Annotated in this window: 22 protein-coding genes and 3 pseudogenes; 10 read left to right on the top strand and 15 right to left on the bottom strand. The window is 65.9% G+C overall.

Annotated features, from left to right (window positions below; translation table 11 throughout):
* Window positions 1-56 precede the first annotated feature (56 nt).
* A pseudogene (locus tag DB708_RS12560) lies at window positions 57-824 on the top strand (class I SAM-dependent methyltransferase); the annotation flags it as partial.
* A 111-nt stretch (window positions 825-935) separates the two neighbouring features.
* On the opposite strand, the gene DB708_RS12555 reads toward DB708_RS12560, so the two are convergent.
* Window positions 936-1,577, bottom strand: a complete 642-nt coding sequence (locus DB708_RS12555; RefSeq protein WP_108922215.1) for a S1 family peptidase — start codon at window positions 1,575-1,577, stop codon at window positions 936-938.
* Window positions 1,578-1,742: 165 nt separating this feature from the next.
* On the opposite strand from DB708_RS12555, the gene DB708_RS12550 reads away from it, so the two are divergent.
* Window positions 1,743-2,597 carry a L,D-transpeptidase gene (locus tag DB708_RS12550; protein WP_108922214.1) on the top strand — a complete coding sequence of 285 codons (855 nt, stop codon included), beginning with the start codon at window positions 1,743-1,745 and terminating at the stop codon, window positions 2,595-2,597.
* A gap of 193 nt (window positions 2,598-2,790) precedes the next feature.
* On the opposite strand, the gene DB708_RS12545 is transcribed toward DB708_RS12550, so the two are convergent.
* The 3 genes and pseudogenes from DB708_RS12545 to DB708_RS12535 all read right to left on the bottom strand — a co-directional run.
* Window positions 2,791-3,303 (bottom strand): hypothetical protein, encoded by a 513-nt coding sequence (locus DB708_RS12545; RefSeq protein WP_235616741.1) that lies wholly within the window; start codon window positions 3,301-3,303, stop codon window positions 2,791-2,793.
* Window positions 3,304-3,492: 189 nt separating this feature from the next.
* On the bottom strand, window positions 3,493-4,323 hold the full coding sequence (locus DB708_RS12540) for a carotenoid biosynthesis protein (protein WP_235616740.1): 831 nt from the start codon (window positions 4,321-4,323) through the stop codon (window positions 3,493-3,495).
* Between the two features lie 30 nt (window positions 4,324-4,353).
* A pseudogene (locus DB708_RS12535) lies at window positions 4,354-4,548 on the bottom strand (serine/threonine protein kinase); the annotation flags it as partial.
* 95 nt (window positions 4,549-4,643) lie between these two features.
* Between DB708_RS12535 and DB708_RS12530 the strand changes: the two are divergent.
* The gene (locus tag DB708_RS12530) at window positions 4,644-5,408 is read left to right on the top strand and encodes an alpha/beta hydrolase family protein (RefSeq protein WP_108922212.1); all 765 of its coding nucleotides are present in this window, start codon (window positions 4,644-4,646) and stop codon (window positions 5,406-5,408) included.
* A 15-nt stretch (window positions 5,409-5,423) separates the two neighbouring features.
* Here the strand turns inward: DB708_RS12530 and DB708_RS12525 are convergent, their stop codons facing one another.
* The gene (locus tag DB708_RS12525; protein WP_108922211.1) at window positions 5,424-6,956 is read right to left on the bottom strand and encodes a GMC family oxidoreductase; all 1,533 of its coding nucleotides are present in this window, start codon (window positions 6,954-6,956) and stop codon (window positions 5,424-5,426) included.
* A gap of 99 nt (window positions 6,957-7,055) precedes the next feature.
* On the opposite strand from DB708_RS12525, the gene DB708_RS12520 reads away from it, so the two are divergent.
* A complete protein-coding gene (locus DB708_RS12520; RefSeq protein ID WP_108922210.1) occupies window positions 7,056-7,781 on the top strand; it encodes a TetR/AcrR family transcriptional regulator in 726 nt (241 codons plus the stop codon).
* 9 nt (window positions 7,782-7,790) lie between these two features.
* Here DB708_RS12520 and DB708_RS12515 read toward each other — a convergent pair whose 3' ends face one another.
* A complete protein-coding gene (locus DB708_RS12515; RefSeq protein ID WP_108922209.1) occupies window positions 7,791-9,281 on the bottom strand; it encodes a bifunctional phosphatase PAP2/diacylglycerol kinase family protein in 1,491 nt (496 codons plus the stop codon).
* 60 nt (window positions 9,282-9,341) lie between these two features.
* On the opposite strand from DB708_RS12515, the gene DB708_RS12510 reads away from it, so the two are divergent.
* Complete coding sequence (locus DB708_RS12510; RefSeq protein WP_235616739.1) at window positions 9,342-10,124, top strand: hypothetical protein; 783 nt, start codon at window positions 9,342-9,344, stop codon at window positions 10,122-10,124.
* Here the strand turns inward: DB708_RS12510 and DB708_RS12505 are convergent.
* A pseudogene (locus tag DB708_RS12505) lies at window positions 10,119-10,809 on the bottom strand (GAP family protein). The gene DB708_RS12510 and the pseudogene DB708_RS12505 sit on opposite strands and share 6 nt — an antisense overlap.
* A gap of 123 nt (window positions 10,810-10,932) precedes the next feature.
* Here DB708_RS12505 and DB708_RS12500 point away from each other — a divergent pair.
* On the top strand, window positions 10,933-12,327 hold the full coding sequence (locus tag DB708_RS12500; protein ID WP_108922207.1) for an amidohydrolase family protein: 1,395 nt from the start codon (window positions 10,933-10,935) through the stop codon (window positions 12,325-12,327).
* Window positions 12,328-12,331: 4 nt separating this feature from the next.
* Here the strand turns inward: DB708_RS12500 and DB708_RS12495 are convergent, their stop codons facing one another.
* Window positions 12,332-12,637, bottom strand: coding sequence for a hypothetical protein (locus DB708_RS12495; protein WP_108922206.1), 306 nt, complete (start codon window positions 12,635-12,637; stop codon window positions 12,332-12,334).
* Between the two features lie 119 nt (window positions 12,638-12,756).
* Between DB708_RS12495 and DB708_RS12490 the strand changes: the two genes are divergently transcribed.
* The gene (locus DB708_RS12490) at window positions 12,757-12,984 is read left to right on the top strand and encodes a hypothetical protein (protein ID WP_108922205.1); all 228 of its coding nucleotides are present in this window, start codon (window positions 12,757-12,759) and stop codon (window positions 12,982-12,984) included.
* 47 nt (window positions 12,985-13,031) lie between these two features.
* Entirely contained in the window at window positions 13,032-14,534 is a 1,503-nt protein-coding gene (locus DB708_RS12485; RefSeq protein WP_235616738.1) for a glycosyltransferase family 39 protein, read from the top strand.
* On the opposite strand, the gene DB708_RS12480 is transcribed toward DB708_RS12485, so the two are convergent.
* From DB708_RS12480 to DB708_RS12470, 3 genes are all read right to left on the bottom strand, one after another.
* Window positions 14,535-15,365, bottom strand: coding sequence for a glycoside hydrolase family 16 protein (locus tag DB708_RS12480; protein WP_108922203.1), 831 nt, complete (start codon window positions 15,363-15,365; stop codon window positions 14,535-14,537). It lies immediately after the preceding gene.
* A 125-nt stretch (window positions 15,366-15,490) separates the two neighbouring features.
* Complete coding sequence (locus DB708_RS12475; protein ID WP_108922202.1) at window positions 15,491-16,318, bottom strand: glycoside hydrolase family 16 protein; 828 nt, start codon at window positions 16,316-16,318, stop codon at window positions 15,491-15,493.
* A 12-nt stretch (window positions 16,319-16,330) separates the two neighbouring features.
* On the bottom strand, window positions 16,331-16,750 hold the full coding sequence (locus DB708_RS12470) for a MarR family winged helix-turn-helix transcriptional regulator (RefSeq protein WP_108922201.1): 420 nt from the start codon (window positions 16,748-16,750) through the stop codon (window positions 16,331-16,333).
* Window positions 16,751-16,867: 117 nt separating this feature from the next.
* Between DB708_RS12470 and DB708_RS12465 the strand changes: the two genes are divergently transcribed.
* Complete coding sequence (locus tag DB708_RS12465) at window positions 16,868-17,503, top strand: hypothetical protein (RefSeq protein WP_108922200.1); 636 nt, start codon at window positions 16,868-16,870, stop codon at window positions 17,501-17,503.
* Between the two features lie 19 nt (window positions 17,504-17,522).
* Here the strand turns inward: DB708_RS12465 and DB708_RS12460 are convergent, their stop codons facing one another.
* Window positions 17,523-18,539: an NADP-dependent oxidoreductase gene (locus DB708_RS12460; RefSeq protein WP_108922296.1), complete on the bottom strand. Its 1,017-nt coding sequence runs from the start codon at window positions 18,537-18,539 to the stop codon at window positions 17,523-17,525.
* A 47-nt stretch (window positions 18,540-18,586) separates the two neighbouring features.
* Between DB708_RS12460 and DB708_RS12455 the strand changes: the two genes are divergently transcribed.
* Window positions 18,587-19,297, top strand: a complete 711-nt coding sequence (locus DB708_RS12455) for a DUF3060 domain-containing protein (protein ID WP_108922199.1) — start codon at window positions 18,587-18,589, stop codon at window positions 19,295-19,297.
* A gap of 6 nt (window positions 19,298-19,303) precedes the next feature.
* Here the strand turns inward: DB708_RS12455 and DB708_RS12450 are convergent, their stop codons facing one another.
* The 3 genes from DB708_RS12450 to DB708_RS12440 form a co-directional block, all read right to left on the bottom strand.
* A complete protein-coding gene (locus DB708_RS12450) occupies window positions 19,304-22,474 on the bottom strand; it encodes an ATP-binding protein (protein ID WP_261859486.1) in 3,171 nt (1,056 codons plus the stop codon).
* Between the two features lie 51 nt (window positions 22,475-22,525).
* Window positions 22,526-22,912: a hypothetical protein gene (locus tag DB708_RS12445; RefSeq protein ID WP_108922197.1), complete on the bottom strand. Its 387-nt coding sequence runs from the start codon at window positions 22,910-22,912 to the stop codon at window positions 22,526-22,528.
* 91 nt (window positions 22,913-23,003) lie between these two features.
* The gene (locus DB708_RS12440; RefSeq protein ID WP_108922196.1) at window positions 23,004-24,953 is read right to left on the bottom strand and encodes an Hsp70 family protein; all 1,950 of its coding nucleotides are present in this window, start codon (window positions 24,951-24,953) and stop codon (window positions 23,004-23,006) included.
* Window positions 24,954-24,961: the final 8 nt, after the last annotated feature.

The raw sequence follows: 24,961 nt of genomic DNA, 5'->3' as shown, positions 1-24,961 counted from the left end.
CAAGGTGGCTGGAGCCTCCTGCTGCGCCGATGGTAGAAGTGATCGGCATGGAGGAGAAAACCGGGATTTCGACGCTTTTTCGCTACGCCGAAACTCTGCACGGTGATCGACCGTGGGGAAGCCTGCTCGACGCCGGTACCGGGGTGAAGTCTCTCGAGTGGATCCTGACGCTACCTACCGAGCGCTGGACGGCCGTGACCGCCGCACACAGCATGGCGGGCAAGACCCGCGACGCGCTGGGTTCCCAGATGCGTCCGCAGGATCGGCTACTCGTAGGCACTTGGGTCGATGAAAGCCTGCTTACCGGCGAGACTTTCGACACCGTACTGGTCGACTACCTTGTGGGCGCGATTGAGGGATTCGCCCCTTACTGGCAGGGTCGAGTATTCGAAAGGTTGCGACCGCTCGTCGCCGAAGGCGGCCGGCTCTACATCATCGGCTTGGAGCCCTACGTCCAGTTCCAGCCGACGACCGAAAGCGGCAGGGTCATTTGCGAAATCGGTCGCGTCCGCGACGCCTGCCTGCTGCTTGCCGGCGAGCGGCCGTACCGCGAATTTCCTCTCGACTGGGTGCAGCGACGGCTCGGACTGGCCGGCTTCCGCGTGCTCGAAGCGCGAAGGTTTCCCATCCGCTACCGGGCTCGCTACGTCAATGGTCAGCTCAACATGTGTCTGGCGCGGCTCGAACGCTTCCCGTCGAAAGACGTCGGCATCGCCATGCGCGACTACCTCGAGGAGCTTCGGGCGCGAGCATTGGAACTCGAACTGCGCGAGAACGGCCTGAGCCACGGCAACGACTACGTGATCGCCGTGGAGCCCATATAGGCGCCACCCCTCGGTGACGCCAGGATATCGAGCAACGTCGAAGGCCATTGGCGTGAAGGAGTTCTCGCTGAATTCCAGGGTTCGCAGTGGTTGTGCCGGGACGGGAAATCATTAGCCGACGATGTGCACGCCCCATCTGCCGAGCAGCGGTTGCACCATGACGAAGTACGTGGTGTTGGGGTCCCCCGCGAGCGACGTGGACATCACGATGCCGGCTGCGGTCACGCTGCCGTCAGCGTTCTTCACGTAACCGGGACCGCCGCTGTCGCCGGGCTGAGCGAACACGTTGGCCTCGATGACTTCGCCGTCAGTGCTCTTGACGGTCCCACAGGTTTCACCGGTAAGCGCACCGAGCTTGCAGAACGGCATGCCGGCCTTGATCTGGGATGCGCTCAGTACGCCTCGGACGGGCTGGCCACCGACATCGCCTACCGGCGCGCCGACGCCCGGGTCAACACGGATGATCGCGGCATCTTTTAGGTCACCCAGCACTTCGCTGGCGGTGATGCTTCCCAGCGGGACGTTCTCGTCGTAGGTGAACGGCGCACCGTGGTTGCAATGCCCACTGGTAAATAGGTAGAAGCTACCGTCGTTGCCTTGAGCCGCGAAACCCGTTGTGCACTTAGTTATTCCATCACTGACCTGGATGCCGGGCGCGGGAGGCGGCGCCGCCTGGGCTGTGCCCGGCAATACGATGGCGCTCAGCGCCGCGGTACCGGCCAGCCCAACCCTTCGAACCCAACGTGCGGCCACACCGGCCTCCTTTGCTCGCTGCAGTCATCAGGTTGACAGATCGGCCCGTCGTGGCCAAGTCGTGACCGACTCTTGATCGATTGCTTACGTGCCCTTACGCTTCGGCAGCTCAGCGCAGCTTTACGATTCCTATTGCAACTCGGTCGTTTAAAGGGAATTGGGGTCATGCGCGCGGATATTCGGTGTGCCGTTGCTGTCATCGGAATCGGCGCGAGTGTGGTCGCGGGATCCGCCGTCGCGAGTCTGCCGGTACCGGCCGACGTGAACCTGACGACGGCGACTCGGTCGTATGCCTTCCCGATTGCGTCGATGCTGCCGGCGCGCGGCCAGACCGTCGGTGTGGCGCACCCCGTGGTGGTGACCTTCCGCACGCCCGTCAGCAACCGGCAGGCGGCCGAGCAGGCGCTGAAGATCACGTCGACACCCGCGATGACCGGCAAGTACCAATGGCTCGACAACAAAGTGGTTCAGTGGGTTCCCGACCAATACTGGCCGGCGCACAGCACGATTGCGCTGACGGTCGAAGGCCAGCCCACCGAGATCAAGACGGGCCCGAGGGTCATCGGTATTGCCAGCATCTCCGAGCACACTTTCACCGTGACCATCGACGGAGTCGACTCAGCACCGCCGTCGTCACTGCCGGCGCCGCACCACCGCCCGCACTTCGGTGAACCAGGCGTGCTGCCGGCTTCAATGGGTAGGCCCCAGTACCCGACCCCGATTGGCTCCTACACCGTTCTTTCCAAGGAACGCTCAATACAGATGGACTCCAGCAGCGTCGGCATTCCCGTCGATGCTCCCGACGGCTACCTGCTCATGGTCAACTACGCCGTTCGTATCACCAATCATGGTCTTTTCGTGCACTCAGCTCCGTGGGCGGTCAATTCGCTCGGGCTGGAGAACATGAGCCACGGCTGCATCAGCCTGAGTCCCGAAGACGCCGAGTGGTACTACAACACGGTCAACGTCGGCGACCCGGTAATCGTGCGCGAGAGCACAAACGAACTGCCTTCCTCGTAATACCGTTGTCGTGCATCGCTTCTGACGGTGCACCCGCGGCGTCGAGTGTGCAGTCAGGACGCAATTTCGGCTGATTTCCCGCCGTGGCGTCACACTCGTTGAGGCAAGCGCATACTCGGTGAGGCAAGCGCATAGCGACACAACGAAAAGGCCCGCTGGTGATAACCAGCGGGCCTTTTCGAGTCGGAAGCGGTCAGCCTCCGTGCACCGGCGAGGGACCGGGCGACACCGGCTGACCGGACACCGGGCCGCCTGTAGGCGGCGGACCGATCGGCGCGTCTTTCACCCCAGACATATCAACCAGTGGGGCAAGCGGTACGCCATCCGCGACCCCACCGAGAGCCACCAGCGGAGCCCCCAGCGGCAGCGGAGCACCGATCGGCACCGGAGGTGCCAAGGGCAACGGGGGAACCACCGGCACTGGAGGCCCGAGCGCAATTAGCGGAGCACCCGCCGGAACCGGCACGATTCCCGGGCCGGGCACCACCATCGGAATACCGGCCATATCAGTCAGTGGAGCGGCACAGGGTGCGGCCGCTGCTGCTCCCCCGGCGGCCGGAGCCTCGCCAGCCTGCCCGTACATGCACGCGCCGCCACCCGTCATGTACGGGACGGCTGCCGCGTCCGGGCTCAACGCTATAGCGGCTCCGCACAACCCAACGCCAGCAACAACAACACCGATGTTGAATCGATCGAAGATCGTCATCAACGTCAACTCCTTTTATTCGCGCGTAGCCGTATTCAGGTCGCTCCTTGACGACCGCCCCCATTGTTGGTGGGTGACACGCGACACGACAGGCGGCACACCGCGCCGTTTCCAAATGGTGACGTCACGACGAAGTCACAAGTCGGTACCGCGAACACTGCCGCCCGCCAACGTAAAGAACCGTGCGGATCAGCGACGCCTGTAGAGCCGTACCAGCGCCATGATCCCCGTCAGAACAATGGTGAATAACGCTGCTGACGCGCAGGATTCGTATACGTCGGCAATCGCTATGGTCTTGCCGCCCCGGACCGCGACGCCGCCGGTCGAACGGATCAGGCTGATGAAGACCTGGGCGGTGGTGGAAAGCCAGAACAGGCACGCCAGCAGCCAGTAGCCGCGGCTCGCGGTGACCGGTTGTGCGGGGAATCTGGACTCGACAAGCGCGACGAGCGCAAAGATCAACCAGCCGGTGAGAAGCCAGCCGAGGAAGTTGGTCAGCGGCACACCCAGCGCACCGGTCGGGTGGTCGTAGGAGTACCAGTTGTGCGCCGTCGCCCCGACCGGGTCGTACACCAGGTCGTAACCCCCAAGAATGAACGTGGCCACCAGCGGGGTGGTAAAGCGTTCGGCGCCACCGGCAGCCACGGCGGGAACTGACCGCATGATTATCCGGGCCAGCGCCCAGGCCAGCCAGCTGACGATGATCCAGGCCGCGATGGCCGCGAGCGGGACGCCCAGGGGTTTGGGACCAGGCAGGTGATGAGTGTAGGAGCCGAACGGGAAGCCGGTCGCGACGCCGATTGCTTCCACGGTGAAACCGACGACGCCGGCGATGACGACGAATGCGGCCATCCCCCGGGGCCCATAGCCCAACCACGCATGGACGACGACAAACAGGACAAGCAAGCCGGATTGGACGGCTGCGGCTTGAGCCGCCAGCGACGGCCACACCGCCATGACAATCACAGCAAGCAGCGTGAACGCGAGCAGAACCCAACACAGTGTCTTGAGCAGTTTCATAAAAAGCCCTTGCTAGTTTCCGATGCGATTGGCCGCGATGTCGGCTTCGCGCATAAACCTGGTCCGGTAGTGCGGATCGGTGGTCAGGTCGACCGAGAGCACCTTCAACGCGTCCTGGCGCGGCAACCGCGGATGCTGCACCAGATACACCGTGCCCATCGCACCGGCGCCCAGCACCCGCAGGATCGTGTATCCCGCGAATTCTTCGCCGACCGCCAGCGGCATGGACAAATCCTAGGCCGACGTCGCAGCAAATTCCTGTCGTTTGGACAACGGCCGACTCCGGCGCACCGGCAGCACCGCATAGTTAGATCTCCACTATGGGCGAACGTGTCACGTTCCAAAGCTCCACGGGTGCAAACCTGGCCGGGGTCATCGAAATCCCGGAGTCCGCGGTCCGCGGGTGGGGGGTGTTCGCGCACGGCTTCACCCTCGGGAAGGACTGTCCGGCCGCGGCGAGGATCTGCAAGCAGCTGGCCTCGGACGGCATCGGCATGCTGCGCTTCGACGCGCTGGGTCTTGGTGGGTCAGACGGGAACTGGGGTGACGGGTCGTTCACCGTCAAGACCGACGACATCGTCGCTGCCTGCGAGTTCATGCTCGACCGCGGGACCCCGGCCGACATCCTGGTCGGACACTCCTGGGGTGGCGCCGCGGTGATCGCCGCGGCGATGCGGTCGCCCGGCGTGCGGTCGGTCGTCACGGTCGCGGCGCCGTTCGACCCCAGCCATGTCGAAAAGCACTACGACGCGGTGGTCGACCGCTGCCTGTCCGAGGGCAGCGTCGAGTGGCTGGTCGGCGGCCGCAAGCTGATCCTCAAGCGCGCCTTCGTCGAGGATGTCCGCGCGGCTGACCTGCAGGACAAAATCAAAAGCCTGCGGCTACCGCTGCTGATCCTGCACTCGCCCACCGACAACACCGTCGGCATCGAGAATGCCAGCGAGATCTTCCGCATGGCCCGCCACCCGCGCAGCTTCGTCTCACTCGAAGGCTCCGATCACCTGCTCACCGCTCGCGGCCAAGCTCATCGGGCAGGCCGCATCATCGGCGCCTGGGCCGATGCATACCTGGACGCCGAAAGCTAGCCGGCAGAACGTAATTCAGCCGCCGATCAGCTCCGAGGCCCGCTCGGCGATCGCATAGACCGTGGCGGCCGTATTGGCCGACGGGATCGACGGCATCACGGATCCGTCGGCAACCCGCAGGCCGGCGACGCCGTGCACCCGCAATTCGCTGTCGACGACCGACATGTCGGTATCGCCCATCGCGCAGGTTCCCACCGGGTGGAAGTACGACTGGTACACGATCTTCGCGAAATTGCGCAGGGCATCATCGTCGTCGGCATCGGGTCCGGGCGCGGCTTCTGCGCCGCGCAATGCGTCGTAAGCGGTTGCGGCGCCGATCTTTCGGGCCGCTCGCACGGCAGCGACCAGGGTGTGCAGATCGCGCTCGTCGCCAAAGTAGTTCGGGTCGACGATCGGTAACACGCCGGCATCCGGTCCCGCGAGCCGCACACTGCCGCGGCTGTACGGCTGAATCACCGAGGCCGCGATGACATACCCGACCACGCTGCCGTCATCGCCGGGCAGGCCGATACCGGTGGAGTTGATGAACAACAGCTGGGCGTCCGGGCCCTCGCCGGCGTGCTCGGTCTGGATTAAACCGATCGCCTCGCCATGACCGCCGCCGCTCGTCGGCAACTGCCGGGTGCAGGTGTACACCACCGGCGCCATGACGTGGTCGTGAAAATTCGAACCCACGCCGGGCAGGTCGTGCGTGACCCCGACACCGACGTTCCGAAGGTGTTGCGCGGGGCCAACTCCCGACAGCATCAGCAGTTGGGCAGAGCCGATCGAGCCGGTGGTCAGCACCACTTCACTCGAGCTTGCGGCCGAGATCGACGTCCCATTGCCCGCGCTGTATTCCACGCCGGCGCAGCGGCCGTTCTCGATCCGCAGCCGATGCACGGTGGCCTCGGCGACAAAGTCCAGGTTGGGCCGGCCCAATGCCGGCAGCAGATAGGCGTCGGCGGCGCTGAGCCGTTTTCCGGCCTGGACATTGAGGAAGGCCGTGCCGAAGCCGACTTCCAAGCCGCCGCTGATGTCGGTGGCCCTGCGGTAACCGCATTGCGCCGCGGCCTCCAGGCCGGCAACCGCGATCGGATGCGGCGGATCGATCTCGGCGATCTTCATCGGGCCGCTATCGCCGCGTAGCGCCGGGTCGCCGCCGACCGCGGTCTCACTGCGCTTGAAGTACGGCAGCAGGTCGTCGAATCCCCAGCTCTTGGCGCCCACCTGCTCCCAGTCGGCATAGCTGGTCCGGTGGCCGCGGACGAACATCATCGCGTTGGTGGCCGACGATCCGCCGATGCCCCGGCCGCGAACCAGTCGTATCGACGACCCGGTTGCCGACTGCACTGTAGTCGAGTCGCCCCAGTCGGCCGGGCCGCCGATCATGGTCGGCCACAGCTGCGGAGCGGCACTGGCGGGAGGCGGAGTCGCGCGGCCGGCTTCGAGGAGCAGTACGCGGGTTCCGGGCTGCTCCGAGAGGCGGCTGGCGATCACGCAGCCGGCGACGCCGGCGCCAACGACCACGAAGTCGTAGCTGCTCGACGGGCTTGATGTTGAAGACATGGCGGGGTCCTTCGGGCGGTCCGTTGTTAACAGTGATATCGCGACCAAGATATCACTGAATCGAGTCAACGCAACCACTAATTTGTTATCGTTGAAAACATGGATGGTCACAAGACCCGGAACACCGGCGCTGAAGCGGCAGAGAAGGTGCTGGAAGCCGCGGCCGGACTGCTCGGCGCCGGTGGCGTCGACGCGGTCTCGACCCGAGCCGTCGCGGCGGCGGCCGGCGTGCAGCCACCGACGATCTATCGGCAATTCGGCGACAAGCAGGGCCTGCTGGATGCCGTGACGGAATACGTGTTGCAGAGGTATCTGCAGGACAAGCGGCGGGCCCCTATCACCGACGACCCCGTCCAGGACTTGCGCGACTCATGGGACCTGCACGTCGACTTCGGCCTCACCCACCCCGATTGCTACATCCTCGCGTACGTCCAAGCCGGTCCCGGCAGGATGCCGGCGCTGGCCCGGGAATCGCTCGACATCTGCCACCGCCTCGTCGCGCGAATCGGCGACCACGGCCTGCTCAAGATGAGCGTCAAGCGGGCCGTGGAGTTCGTGCATGCCGCCGGAGTGGGCTACGTGTTGGCCCAGATTCGTGTGCCACCCGAAGAACGCGACCCGGAATTGGCTGCCATTACGCGGGAGAATGCCATCGCCGCCATCGCGACCGACAGCTCACGGCGGCCGGCGCACTCAGGCCTCTCCGGACGGGCGGTCGCGTTGCGAGAGGCGTTGCTGGACAACGTGAATGGCGGACTGACGCCGGGCGAAAAAACGATGATGGCCGAGTGGCTCGACCGCCTGGCCGATCAGGCGCACGCGTAACGCCGGCGCTCAGTGCAGCGGGCGAAACACCGGCAAAATCCGATATTTCGCGGTGAAGCTGGCATCACGGTATTCGTCGCCGACCTCACCGTCATGGGCGACGACCGTCGGCTCATCCACGGCCGCGAAACTGAATTCGGGCACCTGCAGCTCGTGATAAAGCGCGCTGCGTCGCAGCCGTCCGAAAATGAGCGCGGTCAGGATCCGGGTGGTGGCGAACCGGCGACCGGTCTCGAGGATGCGCACGTCGATCAGGCCGTCGTCCATCCGACTGCGACGAGACGGCGCGAATCCGGTCGGCAGGTACAGCGAATTGCCAAGGAAGAACAGCGAAGTCAGTAGCGTCTTGTTGTCGTAGCGGATACGGACGGGTTGGTCGTTGCGAAGCGTGTGCAGCATCGCGTAGAAGCCGGCCAGCGGCTTGCCGATGCGCTTCTCCAGCTTTTCGCGCTGCTGCACGAACGCCGGATACGCGCCGATGCTGGCGGTGTTGATCACCAACTGACTTTCGTTGAGGCACACCAGATCAACGCGAGCCACACGGCCGCGCCGGATCGCCGCCACGGTCTTGCCCACGGTGTCGCAGCCGATGTCCTTCGCGAAGTGGTTGAGCGTGCCGGCGGGAAAGACCGCCAGCGGCAGCCCCGCGTCGACGGCGACGGCCGCGGCGGTCGATACGGTTCCGTCACCGCCGCCCACCGCGAGCACCTCGGCCCGCGAGGCGGCGCTGCGCATTACCTGTTCGGGGTCATCATCGGGACCGAGTTCCACGATCTCGGCCTTCGGCAACTCGGCACGAACCCCGTCGATGACGCGAGCGCCGGTGCCGCTGCCCGACGCCGGATTGACGACCAGGACCACGCCGGAGCCATCGGGCCGTTCCGGCGTCTCGATGCGCAGCGGTTCCGATTGCGGCAGAGCGGTTTCGACGACCGGCGGGACCAGCCGGCCGCCCAGCACGGCGACCCCGGCGCCGATGCCCAACCCGGCGACGACATCGCCGGGGTAGTGCGCGCCGGTCGCCACCCGCGACAACCCGACCAGCCCGGCCAGCAGCGCCAGCCCGAAGCCCATCGGTGGATTCTCCAGTCCCACACCAACGGCGAACGCCGCGGCGCTGGCCGAGTGCCCCGACGGGAACGAATTCGACGTCGGGCGGCGGCGAGCTCGTCTGACCACCGGCACCGAGTCGTGGAGCGGGCGCGGGCGCCGGCGGATTCGCTTGGCGACCTGATTGGTGAACAGGCTCGTGACACCGAGCGTCGCGAGTCCACGGGTGGCGCCGCGCTGCGCGGCGGGCTTCCGCGTGGCAAGCAGTCCGGCAGCGATGACGAACCACAGCTTGGAATGGTCGGCCGCCCGGGTCAGCGGCGGCATCACCGTGTCGAGCAGCGGCGTGGGGGTTTCGGCCACCGCTTCGAACAACTCGCGATCGAGGCTGCCCAGACCCCGGGTGATCTGCTTGATTCCACGCGCGCGTTGCCACGGCCGCCTGCTCATTCGCTACACCCTAACGTTGCGACTGATAAGAATTGACGCACTATGAGCAGGCGGCCGGCAGTGGACTATCACCAGAGGTGGCTGGCCAATGCCGAACGTCTGGGTGTTGCGGGCACGGTCGCCGCCGCGATCGCCGGCCATCACGGCATCACGCGCGACAGCTTTCGGGTCCTCGAAAAGATGGCGGAGATCAACGACCCACACGGCAAGTCGTTCTTCCTGATTCCGCCGGGCACCACCGGCGACGAGGCGCGCGACGCGACGCTGTTGACCTACATCCTCAACGCCGGCACCGGCTATGGCGGCCCGACGAGGCCGCGCACGGATTTCCCCGAGACGCCGTACGGCGCCGACGAGGTCCGGCGGATTATCGCTCGCCAGCAGGCGAACAGCTGGAGCTACGACCAGGACGTCGGGCTGGTGTACCGCAACGGCGGGCGCCTCGTCACCACCCCGAACGGCATGCTGATGGGCCTCGGCGGCAACCGGATCCAGCAGCTGTTCAGCCAGCAGGGCGGCACGGCGTGGGGTGACATCTTCATGGTCAATGTCTCGGTTGACGTCGAAGACCCCACCGGGCCCGCCCGACGGCTCCGCCAAATCGTCGAGTCCGGGCACGCGTGGTACACCGACCGCAATGGCCGGCCGTCGGAAAGCATTCTCGCGCTGGACCGAGTGCTGCACCACGAGGAGCTGCATTCCCAGCAGTGGGCCGCCAAGGGCCACACGCGCATGATCACTGCCTACATCTGGGAAGTGGTCCGCGACAGGCTGTTTGGCAAGACCAACCGGCTCGAAGCGCAGGCCGGCCTGGCCGATGGCGGCTACCTGCCGACGCTATAGCGCGCGAATTCCGTTGTGGAGCACCATTAGGCCGATCAAGACCAGGATTGCCGCCATCAGTGCGGCGTTGTTCTTCTCCATCCAGTCTCTGACGCGTTCCAGGAAATCGTCGAGGCGATGGCCCGCGGCCACGTAGGCCAGGATCGGGATCGCGACCGTTGACGCGGATACGGCGACGAAGACGATGCCGGCCGACAGTTTGTCGACATGGTCGCGGTGGCTGGTACCGATGGCCAAGCCGGCCGCCAAGTTCATCAGCAGCACCTCCAGCCGGACCACCGTCAACACCAGCCCGGTGATGGCCGCGCGCCTGGGGCGCATCGTGGAAAAGGAACGCATCCAGCCGGGCGACTCGGTGTGCCTATGCCGAGTCACCCACCGGTAGATGCCGAACAGGATCAGCGCGGACCCGAGCACCACCCGCAACCAGGACGCCCACGTCGGTGTCGACTTGTGCATATCGCCGAGACCACCGGAGCCGGCGACGAACAGCACGGTCTGGGCCGCCAGCCCGAACAACCACCCGCCCAGGAAGGCCAGCCACGGCCGGCCGTGGCTGCGGCGCGTGCAGCACCAGGACAGCCGGAATGATCGACAGCGAAGAGACGGCGGTGACGAGCGCCAGCGGAATGAGCGTGGGTAACAACGAGCTCCAGCTTCCTGCCACGGGCAGCAATCCTCTCATCGAGACCGCCGCCGTGCCACCGAGCGCGGTGTGTGCTCGCTGTCCGGGCAGTCGCTCAACACGCCTGGGTGGTTGTATGTGATTGCAGCGCAACCTTCGAAGAAAACACTAGGGGAAGAACGCGTGGCTCGGATTCACCTTGGGCACATTTTCCACCTCGCCGGCTCTCCGCTGGTCTCCGAAGCCGTCGACGCCTTGGTGTCCATCCCAGAAGGCGCGTTGGTAGTCGAGGACGACGGCAAGATCGCCTTCTGCGGAGACCGCGCCGGCGTGCCCCTCAAGTACCGATCAACGCCCGCGACAGATCACCGGCCGGGTTTCCTGCTGCCGGGGTTCGTCGATACTCACGTTCATTTCCCGCAGACCTATGCGGGCGATTCGTACAACGGTGGACAGCTGCTGGAATGGCTGAACCACTGCATCTATCCCGCGGAAGCTCGCTTCGCCGACCGGGACTTCGCGCAGCGGGCGGCGGTCGAGTTCTGCGATCGGCGGATCGGGAGCGGAACCACGGCCGCCATGGTCTTCGGATCCCCGTTTCCGCACGCCCAGGATGCATTGTTCACCGAAACCGCACGCCGCGGTCTGCGGATCGTCAGCGGCCGCGGCATCCAGACCATCGGACCACCGGCGGCCAAGCCGTTGATGACGTCGGAAGACGATGCGATCCGGCTGGCTCGCGAAGAGATCAACAAGTGGCATGGGGCCGACACCGGCAATGTGAAGACCGCCCGGCTGCACGTGGCGCTGGTACCGCGATTCGCGATCGCGGTAACCACACAGACACTGAAAAGGCTTGGCGAATTATACGATTCGGTGAGAGACCGGGGCGTGTACTTCCACACTCACCTCAACGAGAACAACCGCCCGGGCACCGGTGAAGTCGATACGACCAAGCAGCTCTATCAGGTCGACTCGTACCTGGACACCTATGACGGCAAGTTCCTGCCCGGCTCGACGGCCGGCGGCCCGAGCATGCTCGGGCGGCGCAGCATCATGGCGCACGCGGTGCACTGCCAGGACGCCGAGCTGCAACGGATGTCGGAGACAGGCACGTCCATCGCGCACTGTCCGGTCTCGCAGCAATTCCTCGGCTCGGGCACCATGCCGTGGCGACGCACGGTCGCCTCCGGGGTAAACATCTCTGCCGGAACGGATTTCGGCGGCGGGGACGAGTGGCCGATTCCCCAGGTGCTCGCCACGGCCTTCAAGGTGCACATCGGTGAGCCGGGCGATGCGGGCGTGTCCATGCATCCGGCCGAGATGCTGTTCATCGGTACGCTCGGCGGCGCCCGCGCGCTGGACATGGAGGATCGCTTCGGCAACTTCGACGTCGGCAAGGAAGCGGACTTCGTCGTCATCGACCCGAACCGCACACCGGCGCTGCACGCGGTGATCACCGAGGGCGTGCGCAGCGACGACCCGGCGATGGCCCGGGATCAGACGCTGTTCGGGTTGCTGATGCGCACCCGCGAGACATCGATCGCCGGCACCTACGTGCAGGGCCGCCGGCTGTAACTGCCTAGCTTTTCCTGCGCAGCGTCCAGGCCGGTACCCAGTGCGTAACGGTTTTCCGCTTGGAGCCGTACACGATTGGATAGGTCACCAACCCCCACCAGTCGCCCTGCTCACAAAGGCCCCAGCAGCTCAGCCACCCCTCGACGACCTTGTGCAGCTGCAGGCCATCGGGCTGGTACCTGCCCGAGCAGTGCGGCTCGCGCGGGAAGAGCACCGTCAGATCGATCAGCACCGCGATCGGCGGACGCACCACCCGAAACGGGCTGCGGACCGGCTGCCCGTTGTATCCGATCGACGCCAGCGGCCCCATTGTTCGATCATACGTTCGAATAGTGGAGTCTCTAGTGGACTCGTTCCATTTGCCCCTCAGCGGCCCCGGCAAATCGATATAGTTCGCCTCGCACGACCGAAACGACAGGGGAGATCCGCATGAACAGGGTTATCGCTGCCGGTTTACTCGCCTTGGGCGGCCTGATGACCACTGCGGTGGGCGTGGCCAACGCCGACGAAGTTCAGGTCGAGGGTTCCTACTCGACGCTGGCGGCCTGCGAAACCGACGGCCCGCATGTCGAGATCACCCAGGACAACCATCTGTACACGCATTGGGACTGTCGCCAGCATGGCGACGGCCTGTATTACCTGTACCTGACCAACTAGCAGGCGCGCCCGGCCGAGTCCGGGATCGCTTCTGGCACCATGACGGTGTGTCAGGGCGTCGCGTGCTGGACCCGCTGATCGTCGGAGTACTGGCCACCGCGGTAAGCCTGGCCGGCGCTGGTCGTCCCTCTTTCTGGTACGACGAGGCCGCAACCATTTCCGCCGCCTACAGTCGTTCGCTCGGCCAGCTGTGGCAGATGCTCAGCAACGTCGATGCCGTCCACGGCCTGTACTACCTGCTGATGCACGGCTGGTTCCACATCGTCGAACCCACCGAATTCTGGTCTCGGGCACCAAGCGGTCTGGCCGTCGGGGGTGCGGCGGCCGGCGTGGTGGTGCTTGGCAACCAGTTCTCCTCTCGTACCGTGGCACTGGCCGCCGGGCTTAGCTGCGCGGTGCTGCCGCGGTCGACGTGGGCAGGTATCGAAGCCCGCCCGTACGCGATCTCGATGATGGCCGCGGTATGGCTGACCGTGTTGTTCGTTTCGGCCACGCGTCGGCACACCACTTGGGTCTGGGTGGCTTACGGTGTCGCCCAAGCGGTTTCGATCATGTTCGATATATACCTGGCGCTGCTGTTGCTGGTGCACTTCGCGTTCATGTGCGCCTTCCTGCGCACCCGAACTGTCGTCGTCTCCTTTGTCGTCACGTCTGTTCTGGCGAGTTGCGCGGTGACGCCGCTTTTGGTCACCGCCGCGGGGCAGGTGCATCAGATCAGTTGGGTCGCACCGATCGGGCACCGAACGATCGAAGACGTGATGGTTCAGCAATACTTCGAGCGGAGCCCACCGTTCGCGGTGTTGTCGGCAGTGGTGATCGCGGCAGCCATCGTCGTGTGGCGCTGGACGTCGGTGAAACTGGTTGCGGCAGATCGGCAATTGCTGACCTTGGCGATTGCGTGGCTGCTGATACCGACCGCGCTGATCGTGGTGTGGTCGGCCTTGGTCCATCCGATCTACACGCCGCGCTACTTGTGCTTCACCGCGCCAGCGATGGCACTGGTGCTGGGCGTCTGCATTGGCGCATTGGCGGCCAAACCGTGGGTAGCGCCAGCACTCGTCACCGTTTTCGCTGTTGCTGCGGCCCCGAATTACCTTCGGGTGCAACGTAGCCCGTACGCCAAGTACGGAATGGACTACAGCCAGGTGGCCGATCTGATCACCGCCGAGGCGGCGCCCGGCGATTGTCTACTGATTAACGACACCGTGACGTTTATGCCCGCACCGATGCGGCCGTTGGTGGCCGCGCGCCCCGACGCCTACCGGAAGCTGATCGACCTCACCCTGTGGCAACGAGCAACGGAACGCAGGGACGTCTTCGACACCAACCTCATTCCGGAGGTTGTCGCCAAACCGCTCAGCGGTTGCCACTTCGTATGGATAATCACCCAGGGCGACGAGTCGCTGCCCGCCCACGAGCAGGGTTCGGCGTTGCCACCCGGCCCGCGCTACGGGGCGACACCGGCTTTCGCGGTACCACACGACCTGGGCTTCCGGCTTGTCGAGCGCTGGCAGTTCAACCTTGTTCAGGTATTCAAAGCGACGCGGTGATCACCAGACGCGGAGGTAGTCGACGAGCATGGACGCCGGGAACACCCCCGCGGCAGGATCACCGGCACCAACGCCGCCGACAGCAAGCGTGAACATCGGCGTCATCCAATAGCCGGGAATGTTGAACGGCCAACGGAAATCGTCGGGAGCGCCGCCGGCGACGTGAATGGGTTTGTTGGGGACCTTGAAGTACTCGGAGCCGTCCCGCGAGAATTCGAAACCCTTCTCACCCCAATGCATTCGCCAGGTGTGCCAGGCGCCATCGACCAGGCCGGGGATCGATTTACCTTCCCAGGTCTTGCCGTTGGATGCAGCGTGGACCGTGGTACCCGGCGCCCATTGGCCGTTGCCGTACCACTCGAAAATGTCCACCTCGCCGTCGGGCAGCGGGTCCTCGTTGACGCCCCAGAACGAGGGCCACAGGCCAGGCGTCAGACAATCCAGTTTGATCCGCGCCTCCCACGTCTGGTTGATCATGCTGCGGAAATTGCCGCGCAGCTTGCCGGTGTAGTAGGTCCCGAATTCGTTGGTAGCACACAGGACGAGGTTGGAGTTGCCGTCCTGGAACACGTTGCGGCGGTCGTCGCGATAAATCCCCGCGACCGGCGGGTAGACGTCGTCCTGCCAGGTCTGGATCGTCCACTTGCCCGGATCGGGCGGAGAGCCCGCGGGTCCGTCGAACTCGTCGGCGAAGATATAGGGCCCACCACCACCAGCCGACGGCGGCGTCTGCGGCGCTGACGGGGACGCCAAGGCTTCCGGGAGAGGCATCGATGCCGCGGCCGCCAGCATGCCGAGCCCCGTCGTCAACATCATGCGGCGACGATCCATATCCACCTACCACCAATCGCTAAAGCCGGGGCCTCCGACTCGGCACGGTTCCCCCCGCGGCTAACTCCCACAAACGGTGTTATACAACCACGCGCGCCGACGGTACGCATCCTGCCCCTGGCGCATTAAAAGGCGCGCACCCAGTCGACCAGCATTTCCGCCGGGTAGGCGCCCGCCGCGGGGTCGCCGCCACCTGAACCACCGACCGCGAGGTTGAGCACCGGAAACATCGTGTAGCCGACGTCGTTGAACGGCCACATGCGGACCGGGTCGTTGAGATCCTCGATGCCGGTCGCCGGAACGCTGAAGTAGGGCTCCATGCCGTCGGCATAGTCCTCCCAGAAGTACATGCCGCCGGAATTCCACGTCACTCGCCAGGTGTGCCACCCGCCGTCGACCGCGATCGGGCGGGTCTCGAACGCCGTGCCGTCCGAGTTTGCGTGCACGGTGGTACCCGAGGGCCACTGCCCGTTGCCGTACCACTCCATCAAGTCGACTTCCCCACTACGGCCCGGGTCGTCGTTGGACAACCACCAAGCCGGCCAGCAGCCGCCGGTGAGGCAGTTTAGTTTGATGCGGGCTTCCCAGGTCGCCCCGATGGCCCCGCGCCAGGTGCCGCTCACCAGGCCGCCGAAATAGTTGCCGTCATCTCGGGTGGCACGCAGGACAAGGTTGGATTTGCCGTCGACGAACACGTTTTGGCGGCTGTCGCGATACTGCCCGAAAAATTCGGGACGGTCGAACCCCGTTGGGTTCTTGATCGAGGTACGGTGGTTCGCCACAACCCATTTCGACGGATCGGGAGCCGAGCCGGCCGGGCCATCGAACTCATCGTGAAACAGGTATGAGCCCGACCGCGCCGGCGCGGCTCCGGACGACGGCGTGGGGATGACGGCGGCCAGCGCGCCGAATCCCGCCAGCATCATCGCGCGGCGACGATCGAGCATCAGCACACCGCTTTCGGTTCAAGGGGTGCCCGCAGCATAGAGCAGTTCTTTGAGCTGACTTTGCTGTTCTGCGGTGAGCCGCGTCAGAATTCGCTGTTCGGCCACCTCAACAGCGGTGTCCGCGCGCTTCAGCAGGGCGTTGCCACGCCGCGTCAGCCGCGCCGGCATCGCCCGACCGCTCGGCGCCGAGGCCGGGCGCCTTAGCGCGCCGCGGTCCTCGAGTGCGCGCAGCACTTGGTTGGCCGCTTGTGCCGAAACGTTGGTACCGCGGGCCAACTCGGCACTGCTAAGTCCGGGGTGTTTGGCCAGGATTCGCATGCACACGAATTCCGGCAGCCCGAGCCCCAGCGGCTTGAGCTCCGCGGCAACCTGGGGCCGCAACGACGCCATCACTCGGTACAACAGGAACCCCAACGGCTCATCGTGAGAAGAACTCATGCCCCACATGCTGGCATGCGCCAGTCGGTCAGCACGGCAGGACCATCAACTTTGTTGACATTGCCGGAGTCGGTGGTATCAAGGAGGTTGATGGTCTGATGCGGAAAGGAATGAAGGATGTCTGGTGACGGATTGTTCGGCGGCCCGGGTGGTTTCGGGGGCGGCTTCGGGTTCGGCGGCTTCGGTGGGCCCGGTTTCGGAGGCGGCCCCGGCGGCTTCGGCGGCTGGGGCAAACACGGTTGGGGTCATGGCGGGCCGGGCGGCCCCGGTTTCGGGGGCGGATTCGGTCCCGGTGGTCGACCGCCGCTCAAGCGCGCGGCCTTTGTGACCGCGGCGCTGCTGCTCGACGGGCCGGCCGACGCCGCGCAAGTTGTCCAGCGGGTGTCTGACGCGACTGACGGCGCGGTGACTCCTCCGCAGGACATCGCCGAGCTGGCCATCGGTCTGCTTGCCGGCCGCGGCGTGGTGACGGTCGACAACGGCGTGGCTACTTTGACCGAGCTCGGCAACAACCTGCTGGCCTGGCGCGGCATCAGCAGCGAGACCGCGCATGCGTTTCTGAAGCGGGCGGGTCAGTTCGGCGATGTCTTCAAGATCCGCCGGGAGCTGTTCGAGATCGCGGGCCTGGCACGCACGATCACCTGGACGGGCACCGACGAGCAGAAGCAACAGCTCGCCGAGGCGCGGACCAGGGTTCTCGAAGCGCTGCGCGAGGCCAAGAAGGCGCTACACCGCGTTCTCGGGCAGGACTGACTAGGGCGCGGTCGGCTGTTTACCTGGTGGGCGCGCTGACCTTCACCAATGTCTTGCCGATATTGGCGCCGGTGAACAATCCGTTGAGGGCGTCCACGCACGACTCGATGCCGTCAAAGATGGTCTGGCGGTGCTTGAGCCGGCCTTCGGCCTCCCATTGACGCAGTGCGGCAAAGGCTTCGTCGAAACGGCCCCATTGGTCGAGCGAGTTGAATCCCTGCATCAGCGCCGTCTTCGACAGCAGGTTCACGTAGTTGGTGGGCCCGGGGTGCTCACCGGTCAGGTAGCTGGAGATGACGCCGCAGAGCACCACGCGGGCGTTGGCGGCCAGCCGGCCGAGCACCGCGTCGAGGATCGGGCCGCCGACGTTGTCGAAGTAGACGTCGACGCGGCGCGGACAGTGCTCCTTGAGCGCGGCGGGCACGTCGTCGTTCTTGTAGTCGATGCACCCGTCGAATCCGAAGTCTTCGACCACCGCCCGGCATTTGTCCGGCCCGCCCGCGATGCCCACCACCCGGGCCCCGGCGATCTTGGCGATCTGCCCGGCCACCGATCCGGTGGCGCCCGCCGCCGCCGAGACCACCACCGTCTCCCCTTCCTTCGGCCTACCGATGTCGGTCATGCCGAAGTAGGCGGTGGCACCGGTCGGCCCGTAGACCGACATGATCGCCAGCTGATTGTCCTCACCCGGGATGGGCGTGCTGAACACATCGTCGCGGATGATCACGTACTCCTGGAAACCGGTCAGCGTGGTGATCACGTCACCGACGGCGTACGCATCGCACCGCGACGCGACGACTTCGCCGATACCGGCCGCCCGGATCACCTCGCCGAGCTGCACCGGCGGAAGGTAGCCGGGCTGGTCGTTCAGCCAGGTCCGGACCGCCGCGTCGAGCCCGACGTAGGTGGTCCGGACCAGCGCTTCCCCGTCGGCGGGCTCGGGTGCCGGCCGGGTGATCAGCTCGGTGTCGTCGGGCGCAACCAGCCCGGTCGGGCGGCGACGCAACAGGATCTGGCGATTCGGCATCTCGGGCACGCTGCTGAAACTACCCATTACCGGCCGTCCGGTGGGAGCATCTGTCCATGGAATCGCAGGACGACCCGGAAAAGCGGATTCGGGACCTGGAGCGCCCGCTGGCTGATGCCGCACGCGCTTCCGAGCTAAGTGATGTGCCGCAGGGCGCGCCGGCCTACCCGCCACCACCCCCAGGCGCGGTGCCACCGCCGCCACCGCCGATGTACGGCTACGGCGGCCCTTATGGCGGGCCCGCGCCGAAACCCCCGTCCGGCAACCGGATGTGGTGGATCCTCGGCACGATCACCGTCATCGGCGTGCTGGCTCTCGCGGGAGGCATCGCGGCCTTTGCCGCACACCAGCTTTCCGGTGTCCGGTCGATCATCAACTCCTCCGGTGTGACCACCACGCCCGTGACGACGTCACCGCGAACAACCACGCGCAGCCCGAGGTCGTCGACGAGCACTCCGCCGAGCCGCACCGCGAGCCCCTCGACATCGCCGTTGCCGGCGCAGGGCGCCCCACTCGACGTGTCCGGCATCGACGAGAACAAGACGATCGCGTGCAACGACAACGTGGTCACCGTCAGCGGGATTTCCAACACGATCGTGATCACCGGCCACTGCGCCAGTGTGTCCGTGTCCGGCATGAAGAACTCGGTCACCGTCGATGCCGCCGACAGCATCGAAGCCTCCGGCATGAACAACCAAGTGACGTATCACTCGGGCGCGCCGAAGATCTCCAACTCGGGTGTCGACAACGTCGTCACGCAGGGTTGAGGTGCTTCAGTCGCTGTCCATCGCGTCGGCCAGCGCCAGATAGCCCTCGAACTGAGCGTCTCGCGCCCTAGCCCGAAAGTGTTGCAGGTATTGCCGATAGCCGGTCTCGTCGCCATGGACTCGGGCCAGTAGCGCGCGCAGCCGTAGCACCGGAATTTCGTGTAGCACGAACCCCGGTTCGGTCGGGACGTCCTCGAGTCTGTCGATCGCGCGCTGCGCGGCCTCGATATCGCCGGGGCCGCCGCGCGCTAGCAATGTCTCGACAAGCGCGGTGGTGGCGGGGCCCCGGAACATCATCGTCCCGGCGTCGAACTGCGCGTTGAGCACCCGGGAGACCAAGTCGATCGCGCCGTCCACATCACCGGATCGGGCACGCCCACAGGCGATTTCGACGTCGGTCATTCGCCGGATCGCCACGATCAGCTTCTCGTCGACGAATATCTCGCGAGCCTTGGCCAGATATTCGAAGCCTTCCGCTGCGCCTTCCTCAGTGCCGTGGATCAGCGCGGTGGCCCGATTCACCAGTGCGTACGCCAATGCGGCGTTGTCGCCGGAACGTTGGGCGATGTCCAGTGACTCGGCTGTCTGCGCCACGTCTTCGGCCGTAGGCAGCAACCCGCCGTTCTGCACCGCGGCCGCATATTTGTACAGCTGCGCGAACGGATGGGTGGTCGGGTCGAACGAGCGGGCCAGTGCGATGCCCTCCTCGAGGTCCTGCCGCCAGCCCGGCCGGCCCAAAAACATTCCGGCAGCGCCCTTTAACGTGATCGCCCAGGCTAGCGGGGAGCCGATCACGAAGTTGCCCATGGTGGGATCGCCGTGTGCGACATCGATGATCCGTTGCGCCAGCTGCAGGCATTCGGTCGCCTCACCGACCTCCCACTTGGCCTGGGCGGCGGCATAGAACAGCCCGGCTGTCATCGCCGGGTCGCCGATCGACTCGACGAGCGTGGCGAACTCCATCGCCATGGCGGCCGCCTCCCGGTGCTGGGAGTTGAACGTCAGCGTGGTGAGATGGCCCGCCATGCCGACGGCCAATGACCTCTTGTCGCCGCCCTGCGTGGTTAGAGCACGCAATTCGTCGAAACCAGTCTCGTCGGGCGTGCCGCCAACCTGAAACACACTGCCGCACAGCAGGGCTCGCGGCGCGATGCGCATAGCTGGCCGGTCTGGGTGATCGTCGGGGAGCCGGTCCGCGAACCGCTCGGCCTGTTGCCAACTGGCCCGGGCCGCGCGGATATCACGTCCGCCATACCAGGTCCCGGCCTGCATGTACCACTCATAGGCTTGACGCAAATCCCCGGCCGCCGCGTACTGCGTGGCGACGATCGAGGCCTCCTGGCCAGTGAATTCGCCGTAGGTGCGCTGCAATACCGCAGCCACCCGGCGATGCAGTTCCGCTCTGCCGGCCTTCAATTGCGATTCATAGGCCACCGCCTGAATGAGCGGATGGCAGAAGGCGTACGTCGCGTGTGGTGTGAAGCCGACCTGTTCGACCAGTGCCGCCTGGACCAGTGGGGCCACATCGACGGCTCCGAACAGACATTTCAGCAATTCGGTGTCGAACTGCGCGCCGATGACGGCGGCGGCGTTCAGGGTGCGCTTCGCCGTGGCATTGAGCCGATCGATGCGCGCCCCGATGATGCCCTGCAGGCTGGCCGGAACATGGATTCTGCGCACTTCGCGCACACACACGTAGGCGCCCGGCGCGCCCTCGAGCTCGCCCCGCTCGGCGAGGTCACGCACGATCTCCTCGGCGGCGAACGGCAGCCCGCCAGCCCGGTCGGCAATCACCGTCGACAATCCTGCCACCGAAGGGTCGGCCCCCAGCAGCTCGTTGATCAGTTCGGTGATGTACGAATTACCCAGTGGTTCAAGGGCGAACGAATGAGCGCCCGGGATCCGGGACAGCGGCCCCGAGTATTCGGGCCGATAGGCGACGAGCAGCGTCGCCTGCATCCCGGGTATCGCCGCCGCGAATTCGGCGAGCAGCGATTCGCTCACGCTGTCGATCCACTGGGCATCATCGATGACGTAGATCGCGGACTCGGGCCGGGCCAGCGAAATGGTGTTGATCAGGTCGACCAGCCGGCGACGGCGGGCATCCGGGGTGATATCCGGGCACGGCATATCGGGGTCCCGGATGCCGAGCAAGTCGTCGAGCAGCACCAGATCCTCGACACCCGCCCCCGGGATTTCGGTGCGCACCCGCGCCCGCGCCACTTCGAGGGTGAGTCCGCCGAGACCGAAGACCGCGCGCAGCAGCCGGGAGATCACGTGGAATGGAATCTCGCGGGTGTGGGATTCGCAATAGGTGAAGGACACCTCGAATCCAGCATTGCGCGCTGCGGCTAACGACTCGCGGACCAGCCGGGTCTTGCCCACGCCCGGGCGGCCGGTCACCGTGATCACGGTTCCCGCACCGCGGCTGGCCTGTTCCAGCAGTTGCGCGACGGCGTCCTTCTCCCGCTGCCGCCCGACGAGACGGGACTGACGGCGCGGCTTGCGGTGTTCACCGTCGGCGGCCAGCAGGCGCCGGGCCGGCACGGTAGTGGCGAAACCCTTGATGTGCACGGTCTCAGGCTCGCCCAGCACGGTTCGGTCCTCGACGAGCCGTGCTGTCGACTCGCTGAGCATGACACCGCCGGGCGGTGCCACCGATTCCATCCGCTGGGCCATGCCCACCTGTTCCCCGACTGCGGTGTACCCGAGGTGGGTCGCGACCTCGCCGGCGATCACCTGGCCCGAATTCAGCCCGACCCGCAAGCGAAGGTCGATCCCGTCGCGGCGGCCCACCTCGACTGCCAGCTGGCGGACCACCTCCTGAATGCCGAGGGCCGCCAGGCACGCACGAAAAGCGTGATCCTCCAAGGTGATTGGTGCGCCGAAAAGCGCCATGATGCCGTCGCCGGTGAACTTGTCGACGGTGCCGCCGTAGCGCTGGACCACCGATGCCGACTGATTGACCAGCTCGGTCATCACCTCGCGCAGCCGCTCGGGGCCCAACGACGCGGCGATGTCCATCGACCGCACCACGTCCGCGAAGAGAACGGTCACCTGCTTGTATTCGGCCGTCTCGACGTTGGGTGCCAGCGGGGCGCCGCAGGAATCGCAGAAGCGCGCGCCTTGACGCGGCACAGAGCCGCACACCTGGCACACCGGCGATGCTGGCGTCACGTTTGAAACCCTAGGCGTTATCCCTGCTGGTGGGAACGCCCGAAAAGGCCACTAAGTTTGCTCGTCCGAATCGTCGTCGAGCACGCCGACCGCGATGCCATACGGCAGGAAACGCACCTTGCGCTTCGGATCGACATTGTTCTTGTTAGCCCGCAACGCGTCGAGCTCGCTCGGGTATACCTGTTCGACGTGGGCACCACCCGTGGCGTCCAGGGTGTAGATCGCCCAGACGCCGTCGCCGGCCTCACCGGCGGTTTCCGGTCCGGAGCGGGGCCGCCGTGCCAAGTCGTCGAAAAACGCCGACCAGCCCGTCCCGGCGCCTGGAGCGACCGCGAACCTGCTGATCCGCTGGAACACGTCGCGCAGCCCCTCGCCGCCCTCCCTGATCACCCGATCGAACTCCTCGGGATCAAATCCGAACGCTCCATGCTCGCCCACGTGGCCTCCTTGCAGCTCGTAGCGTTAAGCCCAGTGTGCGCCCGCGCGCGGCGATCCGCCACGAAGTTTGCTCGCGGCCGAACCGCACCCGCTAGTAGCCGGGCCCCAAGAATGGGTTCTGCGAGTACCCGCCGCCGGGATATCCGCCACCCGGATATCCGCCACCCGGGTACTCCCCGGGATATTGCTGGGCCGGATACTGCGGAGCCGGGTTCGCGGGCGCCTGAGTCGCCGGCACCTGGATCGGGATCGGCACCGGCAGCAGCGGAACGTGGATCCACTGTGTGGTCATCGGCACCGTCGTCGTGGTGGTCGGTGTCGTCGTGGGCGGCGGCGGAGGCGGCTCGGTGGTCGGAGTCGTCATTGCCGTCGTGGGCGGCGGCGGAGGAGTCGTCGTCTGAGGTGGTGGTGGCGGCGGACGGTGTGTGGTGTAGACCGGCGGCGGCTGCGTGGTCACCACTACCGGCGGGGGCGGTGGCGGTGGCGACGGAGGCGGTGGTGGTGGCGGCGGCACCGAGCTGGGAATCGGCGCGGCAGTCGGCGGCGGCGGCACCGCCGTCGGAGGCGGCGGAGCCGGACTGGGCACCAGCGAGCTGACCGGTGGCAGCGGCATCGGTGCGACGGAGGGCGCCGGAGGAGCCTGGCGGTTTTCAATCCCCGTCAACGTGTATGCGACACCGCCGACCGCGGTCATGGCGACCAGGGCGAACATCCCGACGACCAACTGCGACAGCCGCACTCGCCGCCATGCCCGTCCCCGGGGTGCGTCGATCACGTTCAAGCGCATCGACCAGCCACCGGGATTACTTTCTTCGTCGAACGCCTCCGGTGTGTAAGGCACCCGGATATCTCCGGGGTATTCGGTTTGCGACCAGGCCAACTCGCGATCGGTGAGGGCTTCCTGGTCGATCACCAACAGGTCACCGGCGGGCAGTTCGATGACGTCGCTGCCCGAAGACGCGGCAAGCAAGCCGACAGACGTGCGGGTGCGCAGGTCGACTTCTTCACCGCGCGCGGCCAGCAACAGCGCGCCGGCAGCGGCCGCGGATGCGGGTAGCGACGGCGACATGACCGGTCGGCGGCAGTGCACCGAAAGTCGTTCGTTTACAAGAGGAATGCTGGCACCGCCGCCGACAGTGATTACCGCGGAAAGATCGGGCCAGCCCTTGCGGTGCCGGCACAACATATCGTCGAACGCGTAGATGAGTCCGGTAAGCCGGTCCTGGATCAGGTCGCCCAGCTCGTCACGGCTGAACTTCATGGTGGCCCGGCGACCGCCGAGTTCTGCCGCGAATTCCGTTGTTCGCTCGGTGGATAACTGCTCTTTGGCGGTACGGCACTGCTCGCGCAGCCTGGCGAGCTGCCCGACCGCGGCGGTGCTGGCCGGGTCGATGCCGCTGCCGTGCCCCAGCTCCTCGAATACGCAGAGCAACAGCGCCTGGTCGATCTCGTCACCGGAGAAGTCGGTGTAACGCATTGTGGCGCTGATCGGTTTGAAATCACCCGCGAGGTCAACCAGGGTCACTGACGTGCCTGAGCCGCCGAAATCAAGCAATCCGACGACACCGGTTGCGGCAAGGCACAGCTCGGCGTTAGCCGCGGTCAACGATGCGATCGCATCCGACACCAGGCGCGGTGCCATACCGCTTCGGACGAAGCCCAGATGTGTCCGCAATCCGTTGCGTAATGCCTGTGTAGTAGCGGGTTTCCAGTACGACGGGACGGCGATCGAGATCTCCGAGGAACCCGCGTCAGCACCTGCTGCCAACACCATCGCGTCCAGTGCCTCGACCATCAACAGGTCGGGGTCGTGCGCGGAGCCGTCGCCGGACACCAGCGCTACCGAGTCGCCGACGCGGTCGACGAACCCGCTCATCAACATGCCGGGCTCAGTAAGGTTCGGATTCTCGTCGGGGAGACCAACTTTCGGCGCGCAGTGCGGGTACAGCGTCAGCACCGCACGACGTGAAACCGGCGGGCTTTCGCTACGCGCTGCGACCAGGTTCGTGGTTCCGATCGACAACCCAAGTGGGTCGTACATAGAGCGAA

The sequence above is a fragment of the Mycobacterium montefiorense genome (assembly GCF_003112775.1).
In the GTDB taxonomy this organism is placed as follows: Bacteria; Actinomycetota; Actinomycetes; order Mycobacteriales; family Mycobacteriaceae; genus Mycobacterium; species Mycobacterium montefiorense.
This window is presented reverse-complemented; position numbering and strand designations above follow the sequence as displayed.